Origin of the sequence: Streptomyces boluensis (assembly GCF_009908195.1) — a bacterium.
GTDB lineage: Bacteria > Actinomycetota > Actinomycetes > Streptomycetales > Streptomycetaceae > Streptomyces > Streptomyces boluensis.
Genome location: NZ_JAAAHS010000051.1, coordinates 1 through 13,183, shown reverse-complemented (window position 1 = coordinate 13,183; position 13,183 = coordinate 1). Strand labels below are relative to the sequence as shown.

The window sequence follows — 13,183 nt, the reverse complement described above, 5'->3', positions numbered from 1 at the left end:
CGGAGTGTCAGACGTGGTAGATGTCGACGACGTGGTGCACGTAGTCGTTCTTCAGGACGACCTTCTTGCCGACGATCAGCGGCTCGGGGCCCGAGACATCGAGCCGGTAGAAGGAAGTGCCGAAGTACGTGTCGGTCGTCTGGTAGCGGTAGTAGAGCGTGAACCAGTTGAAGCGCACGTCCATCAAGTCGCCGTTCCGGCCGGTGATTTCGACGTTGGTGATGTTGTGGCCGGTGCGCGGCTCGGGCAGGCTCGTCGCGCTGGAGCGGTCGGTGCGGATACGGAAGACGCGGTCCTCGAGGCCGGCCCGGTTCGGGTAGTAGACGAGGGAGATCTCGCGCTGCGGGTCGCGGGTGAGCTCGTCGTCGTCCGCCCATGCGGGCATCCAGAACTCGGCGTCCGGGTGGTAGCACTCCAGCCACTTCTCGAACTCGCGGTCGTCGAGGTAGCGGGCCTCCCGGTGGAGGAACCGGCGGATCCCCTCAAGGGTGCGGATGCCCTCAACGGTGTCGAGGGTGAACTCTTCGACTGCTGTGGTCACTTCGCCACCTCCACGTCCAGGGCCTTGCGCATCGTGTCGAGCCAGTAGCCGTGCTGGACGGGGTAAAGGCCCTCGTCCTCCGTGCGCACACCGCTGGAGACCGGGTTGATGCCGATCTTCTTCGCGTCCTCGTCCGGGCCGTCGATCTGGTGCATGGCGCCCCGGCTCAGGTCGTTCCAGGGCATGGACTCGGCCAGGTACGTCTTCTGGCAGGAGCGGAACTCCTCCAGGTCGTCAGGCGTGGCCATGCCGGTGGCGTTGAAGAAGTCCTCGTACTGCCGGATCCTGCGGGCGCGGTCCTCGGCCGGCTCGCCCTTCGGGGCGATGCAGTAGATGGTGACCTCGGTCTTGTCCACGGAGATCGGCCGGAAGTGCCGGATCTGCGAGCTGAACTGGTCCATCAGGTAGACGTTCGGGTACAGGCACAGATTCCTGGACACGCCGATCATCCACTCGGCCTTCTCCGCACCGAACTGCTCGGCCAGCTCGTCCCGACGCTCGAACAACGGCCGGTTGGCCGGATCGAGCCACTTCGTCCACAGCAGCAGATGGCCGTGGTCGAAGGAGTAGTAGCCGCCCTGCTGCTTGGACCAGCCGCCCGCGTCCATCGTCTTCGTGTCGTTCTGCGACTCGCCGGACGTGCGGCGGGCCTGCGTGGCCGCGTAGTTCCAGTGGGTGGCGGAGACGTGGTAGCCGTCGGCGCCGTTCTCCGCCTGGAGCTTCCAGTTGCCGTCGTAGTGGTACGTCGAGGAGCCGCGCAGCACCTCCAACCCCTCCGGGGACTGGTCGACGACCATGTCGATGACGACGGCCGCGTCGCCGAGGTGCTCGGCGAGAGGCTTGACGTCCGGAGCGAGACAGCCGAAGAGGAAGCCCCGGTAGCTCTCGAAGCGGGCGACCTTCTTCAGGTCGTGCGAGCCGTCGGTGTTGAACTGCTCCGGGTAGCCGGCCTCACGCGGGTCCTTCACCTTCAGCAGCTTGCCGCTGTTGTTGAACGTCCAGCCATGGAACGGGCACGTGAAGGTGGTGCGGTTGTCCGTCTTCCGACGGCAGAGCATCGCGCCGCGATGGCTGCACGCGTTGATCAGGCAGTGCAGCTCGCCCTGTTTGTCACGAGAGACGACGACGGGCTGGCGGCCGATGTACGTCGTGAAATAGTCGCCGACCTCGGGAATCTGACTCTCGTGTGCGAGATAGACCCAGTTCCCCTCAAAGATGTGCTTCATCTCGAGCTCGAAGAGTTCCTCGTCGGTGAAGACGCTCCGCCGCACTCGGTACACACCGTTGTCGGGGTCTTCCACGAGGGCGTTTTCGAGGATGGCCCGCGCTCGGCTGAAGTCCTCGGCCATGATCCCGTCCCTTTCGCCTCGGCCAAGCCGCCTGAGCGGCGGCTTCGTTGCCATTGCTTTTCAGCACGATGACAGCGCGGTGAAGAGTCGGCCCCAGACATTCCCCCAGGGTTGACCCAGGGGGGTATTGATATCGGCATCGTCTGAATAAGCTGAAATCAAGTATTTGTGGTGTATGGGATTCGCTCCCTACGCTGGGGCTCATTCGAGGGCCCCGAAACAGGAAAAGGGGCAGCCCGATGGAGTTCAGGCACCTTCGGTATTTCGTGGCCGTCGCCGAAACACGTCATTTCGGAAAGGCCGCGGAAAACCTCCACATGGCCCAGCCACCGCTCTCCCAGGCAATCCGCCGCATGGAGACGGAACTGGGCGTGGAACTGTTCACCCGCACCACCCGCCAGGTCGCCCTCACCGGCGCCGGCGAGGTGTTCCGCACCGACGCGGAGCGCATCCTCAGTGCCGTCGACGAGGCGGTCGCCCGGGTCGCGCGCTTCGCCGCCGGAGCGGAGGGGGTGCTCAGGATCGGCCTGACGGGCGCCGCCTCGTACCGCCAACTGCCCGCGCTCGCACGGCTTGTGAAGCGCGAGCTGGCCCAAGTGATGCTGGAGGTGCACACCGAGATGCTCACGCCCGCCCAGGAAGCGGGGCTGATCGAGCGCCGCCTCGACATCGGCCTGCTGCGTCCGCCGGTCCGCCAGGAGGGCATCGCCCACCGGACCGTCGCCACCGAACCCTTGGTCGTCGCCGTACCCGAGCAACACTGGCTCGCCGAGGCGGGGCTCGTCCGCGTCGAGCAGCTGCGGCACGAGGATTTCATCATGTACGGCGCCACGTCGGGCTCGGTCGTGCACGACTCCGTGGTCCGCAGCTGCCTGGCCGCCGGCTTCTACCCGCACCGCGCCTACGAGGTCACCGAGACCTCCGCCGCCCTGGCGCTCGTGGCCGCCGGCCTCGGCATCGCTGTCCTGCCGGACTCCGTCCGTGCCGCGCCCCGCGAGGGCGTGGTGTGCAAGGACATCGAGGACCCGTTGATCCTGCGGCTCGACCTGGCCTGGCGCGAGGACGACGCATCGCCGCTGCTTCGCAACCTCCTCGAAGTCCTTGAGCAGAACGACATGTTCATCGAAGTGCCCGAGAGAGCGACATGAAGATCCAGGGAGCGACATGAAGATCGTCAGGGTGGAGGCCGTCCCCTTCGCCATTCCGTACGCGAAACCGCTGAGGTTCGCCAGCGGTGAGGTGCACACCGCCGACCACGTACTGGTCCGGGTGCACACGGACGACGGCCTGACCGGCACGGCTGAGGCGCCGCCCCGCCCGTACACCTACGGCGAGACCCAGGAGTCCATCGTCGCGGTGATCGACAAGATCTTCGCGCCGCAACTGCTCGGGCTGACCGCCCTGGAGCGGGAGGCCGTCCACGAGCGCCTCGACCGGACCGTGGGCAACCCCACCGCCAAGGCCGCCATCGACATGGCTCTGTGGGACATCCTCGGGAAGGCCGCAGGAATGCCGGTCTCCGGCCTCCTCGGCGGCTACACCGACCGCATGCGGGTGAGCCACATGGTCGGCTTCGCGCCCGCCGAGCAGATGGTCGCCGAGGCGGAACGGATCCGGGACACATACGGCATCACCACCTTCAAGGTGAAGGTCGGCCGCCGCCCGTACACCGATGATGTCGCCGCCTGCCGCGCACTGCGGGAGGCTCTCGGCCCGGAGGCCGAGCTGTACATCGACGGCAACCGGGGCTGGACGGCGTCCGAATCGGCGCGTGCCCTGCGGGAGATGGCCGACCTCGGCCTGACCTTCGCCGAGGAACTCTGCCCCGCCGACGACGTGTTGGGCAGGCGCTGGCTGGTGCGGCAGAGCCCGGTGCCGTTCATCGCCGACGAGAGTGCCACGCGGGCCGCCGAGGTGACCCGTGAACTCCTCGGCGGCTCCGCCACCGCCATCAGCATCAAGACCGCCCGCACCGGCTTCACCGCCTCCCAGCGCGTGCTGCACGAGTGCGAGGGCCTCGGAGTCGAGGTGCTGATGGGCAATCAGATCGACGGTCAGATCGGCACGTTGTGCACAGTGACGTTCGGTGCCGCGCACCGCTCTGCCTCCCGGCACGCCGGCGAACTGTCCAACTTCCTCGACATGACCGACGACCTCCTCGCCGAGCCGCTGACCATCGAGGGCGGCACTCTGCGCATCCGCGAGGGCGCCGGGCTCGGCATCGACATCGACCCCGACAAGCTGGCCCGCTACCGCCAGGACCGCTGACACCTCGTCGGCGAACGCATCGCAGTCAGGAACTCATCCGCAGTCAGGAACTCCTCCAAGGGACGGGATCACCATGACCGACACCATCACCGAGCAGGCCACCGCGGCCGCGGCCGCCTCCGGAGCTGCCGCCACCGAGCAGTTCCGCAGCAAGCAGCGCACCGGGGCGGCCGACGTCGACACCGAGCGCGTCGACACCCTGGTCTCCGAACTCCTCGCCGCCGCCCACGACATCGTCCGCCGCCACCAGGTGACGTACGCCGAGTACGACGCGCTCAAGTCCTGGCTGATCCAGGTCGGCGAGGACGGCGAGTGGCCGCTTTTCCTCGACGTGTGGCTGGAGCACATCGTCGAGGAGGTCGCGAACGAGAGCCGCGAGGGCAGCAAGGGCACCATCGAGGGCCCGTACTACGTTCCCGACGCCCCGCGCCTGCCCGCCGAGGCGAGGCTGCCGATGCGCGCCGACGAGGAGGGCACTCCGCTGCTCTTCCAGGGCCAGGTGACGGGTGTGGACGGTACGCCCCTGGCGGGAGCGCTCGTCGAGATCTGGCACGCCGACAACGACGGCTACTACGCGCAGTTCGCGCCCGGCCTGCCGCAGTGGAACCTGAGGGGCGCAGTAGTCGCCGACGACACCGGCCACTTCTGGATCCACACCATCGAGCCGGCTCCGTACCAGATCCCCACGGACGGCTCCTGCGGCAGGCTCATCGCCGCCGCGGGCTGGCACGCGTGGCGCCCCGCCCACCTGCATCTGAAGGTGTCGGCGCCGGGGCACCAACTCATCACCACCCAGCTGTACTTCAAGGGCGGAGAACACGTCGTCGACGACATCGCATCCGCCGTCAAGCCCGAACTGATCCTCGATCCCGGCCCCGCCGTCAGCGGCGACGGTCGTGAGGTGACGTACGACTTCGTCCTCGACAAGGTGTGATGAGCGGTGCTGTTCGCAGTTCGGATGGAAGTCGACATCCCGCGCGACCTCGACCCCGAGGTCCGCGCGGACCTGATAACCCGTGAGAAGGCGTACTGCCAGGAGCTGCAGAGGACAGGTGAGTGGGCGCACATCTGGCGGTGCGTCGGGCAGTACGCCAACATCAGCGTCTTCGACGTCGCCGACAACGAGGCGCTGCACCGGATCCTGTGGAACCTGCCGCTGTTCCCGTACATGACGGTCGAGGCCACACCGCTGGCACAGCACCCGTCCGACCTGGCCGCCCAGGAGTTCACGGCGTGATGGACGAGGGCGTCGCCACGGCCGGGCACGCCGAGCTGTGCTCGACCACCTCGGGCCGGCGGATGGTCAAGCCGCCCGAAAGGCCGATGCGGAAGTCGACGCCGAACAGGGCCTGGGGCGGACGGACCCACAGTGGACCGTTTCGCCGGGCGAGTGGGCGTCGGCATCGGCATCGGCCAGGGCCTCGCCCTCACCCTCACCCTCGAACGCCAGTAGTCGGTAGTCGGTAGCCAGCAGTCAGTCAGTAGAGCCACGAGGAGCCGCCGTGCCCGCCACTTCCCTGCTGCAGCACCACGTCGCCGGACCGGCGGACGCCCCGCCCCTGGTCCTCGGCCCGTCCCTGGGCACCTCCCGAGCAGTCTGGGAACCCCAACTGCCCTTCCTGACCCGCCACTTCCGGATACTGCGCTTCGACCTGCCCGGACACGGCGGTTCCTCGTCCGGTGTCCTGCCCCACCCCGAGCCCGGCCGTACGACCGTCGAGGACCTCGCATCGCTGGTGCTCGACCTCGCCGACCACCACGCCTTGGACCGATTCAACTACGCGGGCATCTCCCTGGGCGGAGCCATCGGAGCCCACCTCGCAGTCCGTCGGCCAGACCGCGTCGCCTCCCTGACCCTGGTCTGCTCCTCCGCGCACTTCGGCGCCGCGCAACCGTGGCAGGAGCGGGCGAATCTGGTGCGACGCGAGGGGACGGCTCAGCTCCTTGCGTCCAGCCCGAACCGTTGGTTCGCCATGGCCGACTTCGCCGACACTCCCTTCGGACGCCGGCTGCTCGGCGACCTCGCCAACACCGACCCGGTCGGGTACGCGGCATGCTGCGACGCCCTCGCCGACTACGACCTTCGTCCCGGCCTCGCGACGATCAGCGCACCCACCCTCGTCGTCGGCGGCACCCTCGACACGGCCACCCCGTTGGAACACGCGCGCGAGCTGGCCGAGGGTGTTCCGCACGCCGGACTGAAGACCCTCGACTGCGGCCACCTCGCCGCCGAGCAGCCCCGGGCTCTGCGGGACGCACTCGCGGAGTTCCTGCCCTCGGCCCGTGCTGAAGCCGAGCCACCGACTCCCCTGTCCGGCATGTAGCAGCAGGTCCAATGTCATGCCGAGGACGACGCGTTGGACTTGCATCTTGTAGCCGGTGTTGAGGCAATCGGGGAGGTTACGGCCGAGCCCGCACGCCAGCTGCCGCCAAGGCGGTTTCGAGCTCGCAGGGTACGCAGATCGGGCGCACCCCCAAGCAGAGGTCTTGGTCAGCCCAGGAAGCTCAACCGAACCTGCCGACGAGGATTGTCCTTGTTCGTCCGCCAAACTCCGTCGGGGCGACCGTCAGCAAGTGCCCCTGCTCCCTACGCCGGGCGCTGGGCCGGCCCTCTCAGAGGCCAACGGTCAGACGGTGCATCAGCTCCTGTGCCTCCTGCAAAGTCGCTCCCGCGCGGGTATGGAACTCGTGGCCGCCCAGGTGCTCGAACATCACGTCCGCCAGCTTGCCCAGCCTCACCAACTGCTCCGGCCCGATCCCGACTCGCCCGTCGGCGGAGCTGCGCTCAGCGCGCACGGCCGAGAACAGTTCGGGGAACCCGGCCCAGGCCGCATCACCCTCGAAACAGTAAGAGGCCTGGTAGATCTCTCGGACAACCGCTCGCAACAGGAACCGGTCCTCGTCGCCGAGCGTCACGTCGCCCTCGGAGGTCTGCACCGTGATCACTTGCCGCTACTCCAATTCGTCGTCGAAGCAGGACGAGGGCGGTTACTGCCCAGACGCCGGTACTCCTGCACGGCAGAGTGTCTGCCGGGCGGGTACTGCCACCCCGCGTCGCGTGCCCGGCTCGCCGCCCGCGCGCTACCGGGCAACCATGGACCTGAGACCGGCCCTGGGGCGAGGCACTGGAGGCTCTCGTGGCACCCACCCGTACGACCGACGTACTGATCGCGGGCGCGGGACCCGTCGGGCTGAGCGCGGCGGCCGAGCTCCGCCGCCACGGAGTGCGCTGTCGCCTCGTCGACCGATTGCCCGACCGCCTTCCCTACGCCAAGGCGGTCGGTATCCAGCCGCGCACCCTGGAGATCTGGGATCGGATGGGTCTGGCCCGCGCCGTCATGGAATGCGCCGTCCCGATGCGCGGCCAGCTGATCTACGTCAACGGCCAGGAACGGGCACGGATCGACCTGGAGCTGCCGCCCGAGGTGCCCTACGGATTCGCCGCGCTGCCGCAGTACGAGACCGAGCGCCTGCTCGAGGAGTACGTCGCCGGCCTCGGCACGGTCATCGAGCGCGAGACCGAGCTGCTGTCGTTCGCTCAGGACCGGGACGGGGTCAGCGCCCGTCTGCGTACCGCCTCCGGCGTCGAGGAGGAGGTGCGCGTCGGCTATCTGATCGGCTGCGACGGGGCGCACAGCACGGTCCGCAAGGGCCTGGGGCTGACGTTCGAGGGCGCGGCCTTCCCTGACGAGTACATGCTGGGCGACGTCGAGGCCGACTGGGATCTGCCGTACGGATACGGCATCCGGTCCAGTCATGAGGCCGACGACGGCTCCACCGATGACCTGCTGGTCTGCATCCCGCTGCCCGGAACGGGCCGCTACCGCATGTCGGCCCTTGTCCCGGCCGAACTCTCCACCAAGACGACAGGGCGTGCGCCCGCACAGGACGACGGCGTCGCGCACGGCCTGGAGGGCAGCCGCGCCCCGGAGCTGTCCCACCTCCAAGCCGTCGTCGACCGTCTCGCACCTCGCCCCGCCCGGCTCTCCCGGATGCGCTGGTCCTCCGTCTTCCGCATCAGCCACCGGATCGTCGACCGCTATGGCGACGGACGCGTTTTCGTCGCGGGAGACGCCGCCCACATCCATCCGCCCACCGGCGCACAAGGCATGAACACCGGCATCCAGGACGCCTGCAACCTTGCCTGGAAGCTGGCGCTCGTGGTCCGGGGAGAGGCCGGTTCCGCCCTGCTCACCAGCTACGACGCCGAGCGTCGCCCCGTCGGCGAGGAGGTCGTCGGCCGGACCGTGCGGCACGCCACCCACGGCATCGAGACCGACCCCGACGACCCGCGGACCGTGATGCTCCGCGAGGCTCAGCTGCTCGTCGGCTATCGGGGCGGCCCGCTGGCCCACACCCCGTACGGCCCGGCCGACGCGCCCCAACCCGGCGACCGGGCCCCGGACTGCACCGGGCTGACCGGGCCCTTGGCCACGTACCCCTTGCGCCTGCTCGACATCCTGCGTGGCCGCACCGGGCACGTGATGCTCCTGTACGCCGCCGACATCACCGACGTGGCCGAGGCGACCGGAGCCGCAGCGGCCGCCACAAGGCCGCCGGCGGATAACGGTGGCCGTGACGGCCCCGAGTATCCCGCCCCCGGGGCGCACCTGCAGCAGCTCGCCGTCCTCGCCCGCGAAGCACCGGACGCCGTCGACACCCTGCCCGTTCCCGGATACCGCGACTCCGCGGGGGAGTTCGCCCGGCTCTACCGCCCCGACGGCCCGACCGGCTTCGTCATCCGCCCCGACGGGCAGCTCGGCGCCCGCTTCCCCCTCGCGGACACCGCGGCAGCCCTGACCGACTACCTCAAGGCTGTCTCCGTGCCTGGCGAACACCGCCCCGGGTGACCGAAGAGGTCGGCCCCGAACCGGTGGGCGGAGACCACCCGGTGCCACGACCTGCGCAGCGGCGGTGTTTGTCAACTTCGGCTGCGCTCAGGGCAGTTGAATCATATCTGGGCCCAACCGGCCTCGTGGGCGCTGTGCAGTCGCTCCTCCGCGATCGCTGCGTAGTGCTCGGACAGTTCGACGCCTACGAATTCGCGCCCCTCCGGTATGGCTGCGACGCCTGTCGTACCGCTCCCTGCGAAGGGGTGCGCGGCTCCGAGGCGCTTCGGTCCGCGCTTGCGGGGGCGTGAAGGCGGTTGGGGCCGCGCCCTGGCCGAGGGGCTCCTCACCGACTGCTCCACGCGGATCGTCTACCGCCACGAGCCCGACCAACTCACCTCCGCTGCATCCCTGTCGGGCCATCACTCAGCACCTGCTTGCATCCGCAGGAGCGAACGCTGTTCGACACGGATGCGCGGATGTACGCGTGAGCGGTCTGCTCCACCTCACGCCAGCTTCGAAGTCGCCGACACCCTGCTCTCTCCCGTACTCAACGTGCCCACAGCTCGCACGGTAGGAAGTGGCCCCGTGCACCGGCTGAGAACTCCTGCCGAAATGACCTTCAGGGTGGTCAGATGCTGCGGGGCTGCCGATCCGGGGGTGTGGTGTGGCTCGGCCGCCGGCGCCGCTTGCCGAAGACTCACCCGCTGTTTCGGTCCTGGGCAGCCATGACCTCATCGCCATGCTCGAAGGCCCAGGCGCCCAATGTGTCGATCGGGCCGAGCAACGTCCTTCCCAGGGCGGTGAGTTCGTACTCGACACGGGGCGGCGCCTCGGCATAGGCGTGTCGTTCCACCAGGCCGTTGAACTCAAGGCGCCGCAGCGTCTCGGTCAAGACCTTGGGGCTGATGCCGCCGATGCGCTCACAGAGTTCGCCGGGACGCCTGGGACCGTCCCGCAGGACCCAGAGCAGTACGGCGTTCCAGGTATGGGAGAGAAGGTCGAAGGCAAGGCGGGCGCGGCAGTCGGCGAGATAGGCGTCGGTCGTCACGTACCAAATGGTGCCTGACGGGTTTTCTAGTGTCGTCCCGGAAGCGGTTGAAGCAAGCAAGCGCGGAGAGGGTGGATCGATGAAGATCGGTGTGCTGGGGACGGGGAACATGGCGGATGCACTGGCCACGCACTGGGTGCGGGCCGGGCATGAGGTGTGTGTCGGAGGCCGGGACGAGCGGAAGGCCCAACGGCTTGCGACACGCATCCGGGGCGGTGCGGGGCACGGAAGTCTGCACGCGGCGGCGCGCTTCGGTGACGTGGTGTTGGCCGCGCTGCCGTACGGCGCGGGGGCGGACGTCGTCAAGGAGCTCCAGGCGGAGCTGAGCGGGAAAGTCCTGCTCGACTGTGCCAATCCGGTCGGGCCCGGCTTCCGGCTGCTGACGGAAGGCGGCCCGTCGGCGGCGGGCCGCCTCGCCGCCGCGGCACCGGGTGCGCACGTCGTCAAGGCGTTCAACCTCTGTCACGAGGACGTGTGGCGGATGACCCCGCCGGTCTTCGACGGTCAGCCCCTCGCAGTTCCGGTCTGCGGGGACGACGAGGCAGCGCTCACACGGGTGTACGAGCTGGTGCGGGATGTGGGCTGTGAGCCGGTGGCCGGAGGCGGGCTGGAACGCGCCGGGCTGCTGGAGGCGACCGCCGCGCTGTTCATCGGACTGTGGGTGGCGGAGCAGGCTGACGTACGGGCGATCGCGCCGCCGTTGGCCTACGCGACAGGACCAGGTGCTGAGAGCGTGTGAGGCGTACCGGGCATTGCGTTGCGTTGGGAGTTCTCATGCCAACCGGGGTGAGGCCGGTGGCTGACGAGACCGCGTCCGGCTCACACAGCGCGCAAGATCCGGAGGGGACGACCCAGAACTCGAACCTTCAACCCTTCCGCGGCGGCACGTCGTCGCGGATGGGCTGCAGCACGTTCATGTGCCCCGGCAGCCGCCCCGCGACCGGGTGGATGCCGAACCGCACGTGACGCCCTTCGCGCGCAGCTTCGAAGTCAGCTCCGCGACCGGGAACTGTGCCTGCGCGACGGCCATCCCGTACCCGGGCGTGATGATCACCGACCGGGCTGATTCGAGGAGTTCGGCGACACTCTCGGCGGTGATCTCGGTGTGCTCGCCGTACTCCACATCCGGTCGGCTGGTCACGGGACGACGCTTAGGGTGCCACCATGGATATTGGGGTGGTCCTGGTTGCGATGATGGGTGTGGCGGGCACGCTTGGAGGCGCGCTCCTTACCCAACGGGGTGCCGAGAGGGCCAAGAGGCGTGAGCTGGAGATGACCCAGACCATCCAGGAAGCCCGCGAGAATCGCGAGCTGAGGCGGCGCTGCTACTCGGAACTGCACCGTGATGCACGGCAGTTCGCCACGGCGCTCAGTCGTCACCTGTACGTCCTGCGAGACGGCCCCCCAGGGGAGGAGGACATACGGGTCCTGGAAGACTCCAAAGCCACCTACCGCGACCGTTGGTCCGAGGCGCTGATGATCGCCCCCGACTCTGTGATTTCCCCGGCTCGCGAGCTGAACGGGAGACTGACCCGGGTCCATGGGCAGGTGAAGCGCCTGGAACAGGGAAATGCCCGTCCAGGGGAGACGCTGCGGTCAGCCGCTGAGTCCCAGCACGGGCTCTGGTCCCCGATAGGCGCCATGAGAGAAGCGATGCGGCGTGACCTGGGGGTCTCTGAGGGATCTGAAGACGGGGCCGACTTGCCCAGCGACGGCTCGGCCTTCGTCAGGGACTTCGTGGCTTCGTCTGTCCGACAAGTGTGAGGCTGCGCAGGCGGGCGATGCCGCGCACCGCCACCGGCGATGGTCATCGTCTTGCCGACGGCGTCGTGCCGGTTGCCGGCAGGGGACGGTCTACAACGACGACCATGCGGGCGTCGGCGTCTACGACGACCTGGTAGGTGGTGGAGTTCCGGTGATTCTTCGACTGCTCGGCGATCGTGTGGTCCCGGGTAGGCACCAAGTGCCGTCCACGATGAGCACGGTGTCTTTCGAGAACCGCTTTCGAGGTCGGAGCGCGAGCTTGGGGCTTAGCTGGTTGGTGATCCGGTCGGCCGCCGACTCGGAGAGGCCGCACAGCGGGCAAGCTGACACAACGTCAAGTCCGTGTGCTGGTAAGCCGTGACGAGTAGCACCCGGTCCTGCAGTGGCAGGCTCCATGGACGCCCACGCCGCGCCTCGTTCACACTCTCGCGGCGCAACCGCAGTCACCAACTTGCCGAAACATGGCAACGGTGCCGGCCGTCCGCGCCAGCCGGGCACAGTATCGTGCCGGGCCGCCGTGCGGCGTCGTAGAGTCGGACCGTGGCGTCGTGACAAGGGTGGGGGCATGCAAGCCCCCACGACGACATCACCACTTAGGGCGCCCGGTCGGACGCGCTTGGTCAGCGAGCCCGCGGCACCCCACTGCACTGCAGTTGACTGCCAGTGGCTCCCGTACCGCGCAGGCTTCCACACCAGTTACACCGCCAGCTCTTTGGGCCCGCGTCACGCTCAATATGAGCGTGCAGGCAAGCGACGAAGGACCGCTCCAGCCGCATTTGGTACAGCCGCACTTCCATCGCCCCCGATGAACCAGGGCCTCCCCGTCTGCATCGGGGCAGGCCCTGGGCATGCCGGCTACGGCCGTTACCTGGCGTTGTTGTCCATGCAGCGCTTGATGTGGTCGATGCGGTCCTTGACCTGCTTCACCGTCACGCCGGGGAACTTCGCCGCCCCGTCAGTCAGGTCAGCGTGCAGGCTGACCAGGACGCTCCGCACGTTCGCGGCCTCGATCAAGGTCAGGTCGTCAAAGACGGCCTGGATCATGCCGTCACCCCGGTCCCGGGTGTCGGCCTTCAGCATCATGTCGGCCACGTCCGGGTGCCCCTGCAATTGGGCGGTCATGGCGGCGGCCATCACCACCGGCTGGTTGATGTAGAAGACCGGCACCGTTGGCTCGGCGGGCGCTTGGGCGGCGGGTGTCTGAACAGTCGGCGCGGGCTGCTCGTCAAGGATGTCGAGGAGGAATGTCGGCGCCTGGTCGACCGGGATGACAGCCGTCTCGGCGCTATCGGTCGGGACGAAGGTGGTGGGCTCGCTGTCGGCGGGCACAGCGGTGGTGTGCTGCTCGCTGGACGGGGTCACCTTCGTGGGGCTCAGGGCG

The 13,183-nt window shown here is 68.5% G+C and carries 13 protein-coding genes and 4 pseudogenes; 9 read left to right on the top strand and 8 right to left on the bottom strand.

The genetic code is table 11. From position 1 onward, the window contains the following. Window positions 1-7: 7 nt before the first annotated feature. Together benB and benA are read right to left on the bottom strand one after the other, a co-directional pair. A complete protein-coding gene (gene benB / locus GUY60_RS09895) occupies window positions 8-541 on the bottom strand; it encodes a benzoate 1,2-dioxygenase small subunit (protein ID WP_312866240.1) in 534 nt (177 codons plus the stop codon). After that, window positions 538-1,890, bottom strand: a complete 1,353-nt coding sequence (gene benA, locus GUY60_RS09890; RefSeq protein WP_161696007.1) for a benzoate 1,2-dioxygenase large subunit — start codon at window positions 1,888-1,890, stop codon at window positions 538-540. Before benA ends, benB begins: the two co-directional genes overlap by 4 nt. Window positions 1,891-2,129: 239 nt before the next feature. Here benA and GUY60_RS09885 point away from each other — a divergent pair, with 239 nt between their 5' ends. The 5 genes from GUY60_RS09885 (at window position 2,130) to GUY60_RS09865 (ending at window position 6,482) form a co-directional block, all read left to right on the top strand. Continuing rightward, window positions 2,130-3,038 carry a LysR substrate-binding domain-containing protein gene (locus GUY60_RS09885; protein WP_161696005.1) on the top strand — a complete coding sequence of 303 codons (909 nt, stop codon included), beginning with the start codon at window positions 2,130-2,132 and terminating at the stop codon, window positions 3,036-3,038. Between the two features lie 16 nt (window positions 3,039-3,054). Then, complete coding sequence (locus tag GUY60_RS09880) at window positions 3,055-4,158, top strand: mandelate racemase/muconate lactonizing enzyme family protein (protein ID WP_161696003.1); 1,104 nt, start codon at window positions 3,055-3,057, stop codon at window positions 4,156-4,158. Between the two features lie 73 nt (window positions 4,159-4,231). Next, on the top strand, window positions 4,232-5,092 hold the full coding sequence (gene catA, locus GUY60_RS09875) for a catechol 1,2-dioxygenase (RefSeq protein WP_161696001.1): 861 nt from the start codon (window positions 4,232-4,234) through the stop codon (window positions 5,090-5,092). Window positions 5,093-5,098: 6 nt separating this feature from the next. After that, complete coding sequence (catC, locus tag GUY60_RS09870; RefSeq protein WP_312866239.1) at window positions 5,099-5,395, top strand: muconolactone Delta-isomerase; 297 nt, start codon at window positions 5,099-5,101, stop codon at window positions 5,393-5,395. A gap of 265 nt (window positions 5,396-5,660) precedes the next feature. After that, complete coding sequence (locus GUY60_RS09865) at window positions 5,661-6,482, top strand: alpha/beta fold hydrolase (RefSeq protein ID WP_312866238.1); 822 nt, start codon at window positions 5,661-5,663, stop codon at window positions 6,480-6,482. Between the two features lie 289 nt (window positions 6,483-6,771). Here GUY60_RS09865 and GUY60_RS09860 read toward each other — a convergent pair whose 3' ends face one another. Further along, the gene (locus GUY60_RS09860; RefSeq protein ID WP_161695999.1) at window positions 6,772-7,104 is read right to left on the bottom strand and encodes a hypothetical protein; all 333 of its coding nucleotides are present in this window, start codon (window positions 7,102-7,104) and stop codon (window positions 6,772-6,774) included. A 191-nt stretch (window positions 7,105-7,295) separates the two neighbouring features. Between GUY60_RS09860 and GUY60_RS09855 the strand changes: the two genes are divergently transcribed. Continuing rightward, the gene (locus GUY60_RS09855) at window positions 7,296-9,008 is read left to right on the top strand and encodes an FAD-dependent monooxygenase (protein WP_161695997.1); all 1,713 of its coding nucleotides are present in this window, start codon (window positions 7,296-7,298) and stop codon (window positions 9,006-9,008) included. Between the two features lie 101 nt (window positions 9,009-9,109). Here GUY60_RS09855 and GUY60_RS09850 read toward each other — a convergent pair. Next, a pseudogene (locus GUY60_RS09850) lies at window positions 9,110-9,253 on the bottom strand (DNA methyltransferase); the annotation flags it as partial. Between the two features lie 37 nt (window positions 9,254-9,290). Between GUY60_RS09850 and GUY60_RS38880 the strand changes: the two are divergent. Continuing rightward, window positions 9,291-9,478, top strand: a pseudogene (locus tag GUY60_RS38880) (ATP-binding protein); the annotation flags it as partial. A gap of 209 nt (window positions 9,479-9,687) precedes the next feature. On the opposite strand, the gene GUY60_RS09840 reads toward GUY60_RS38880, so the two are convergent. After that, a complete protein-coding gene (locus GUY60_RS09840) occupies window positions 9,688-10,038 on the bottom strand; it encodes a winged helix-turn-helix transcriptional regulator (RefSeq protein WP_161695995.1) in 351 nt (116 codons plus the stop codon). 79 nt (window positions 10,039-10,117) lie between these two features. Here GUY60_RS09840 and GUY60_RS09835 point away from each other — a divergent pair, with 79 nt between their 5' ends. Next, on the top strand, window positions 10,118-10,777 hold the full coding sequence (locus GUY60_RS09835; protein WP_161695993.1) for an NADPH-dependent F420 reductase: 660 nt from the start codon (window positions 10,118-10,120) through the stop codon (window positions 10,775-10,777). Window positions 10,778-10,943: 166 nt separating this feature from the next. Here GUY60_RS09835 and GUY60_RS09830 read toward each other — a convergent pair. Next, window positions 10,944-11,164: pseudogene (locus GUY60_RS09830) on the bottom strand (NAD(P)(+) transhydrogenase (Re/Si-specific) subunit beta); the annotation flags it as partial. 38 nt (window positions 11,165-11,202) lie between these two features. Here GUY60_RS09830 and GUY60_RS09825 point away from each other — a divergent pair. After that, a complete protein-coding gene (locus GUY60_RS09825) occupies window positions 11,203-11,802 on the top strand; it encodes a hypothetical protein (RefSeq protein ID WP_246234611.1) in 600 nt (199 codons plus the stop codon). On the opposite strand, the pseudogene GUY60_RS09820 reads toward GUY60_RS09825, so the two are convergent. Then, window positions 11,799-12,300: pseudogene (locus GUY60_RS09820) on the bottom strand (IS5/IS1182 family transposase); the annotation flags it as partial. The gene GUY60_RS09825 and the pseudogene GUY60_RS09820 overlap by 4 nt on opposite strands. A 366-nt stretch (window positions 12,301-12,666) precedes the next feature. Beyond that, window positions 12,667-13,183, bottom strand: a 517-nt coding sequence (locus GUY60_RS09815; RefSeq protein WP_223178674.1) for a hypothetical protein, incomplete at its 5' end; no start/stop codon positions are given.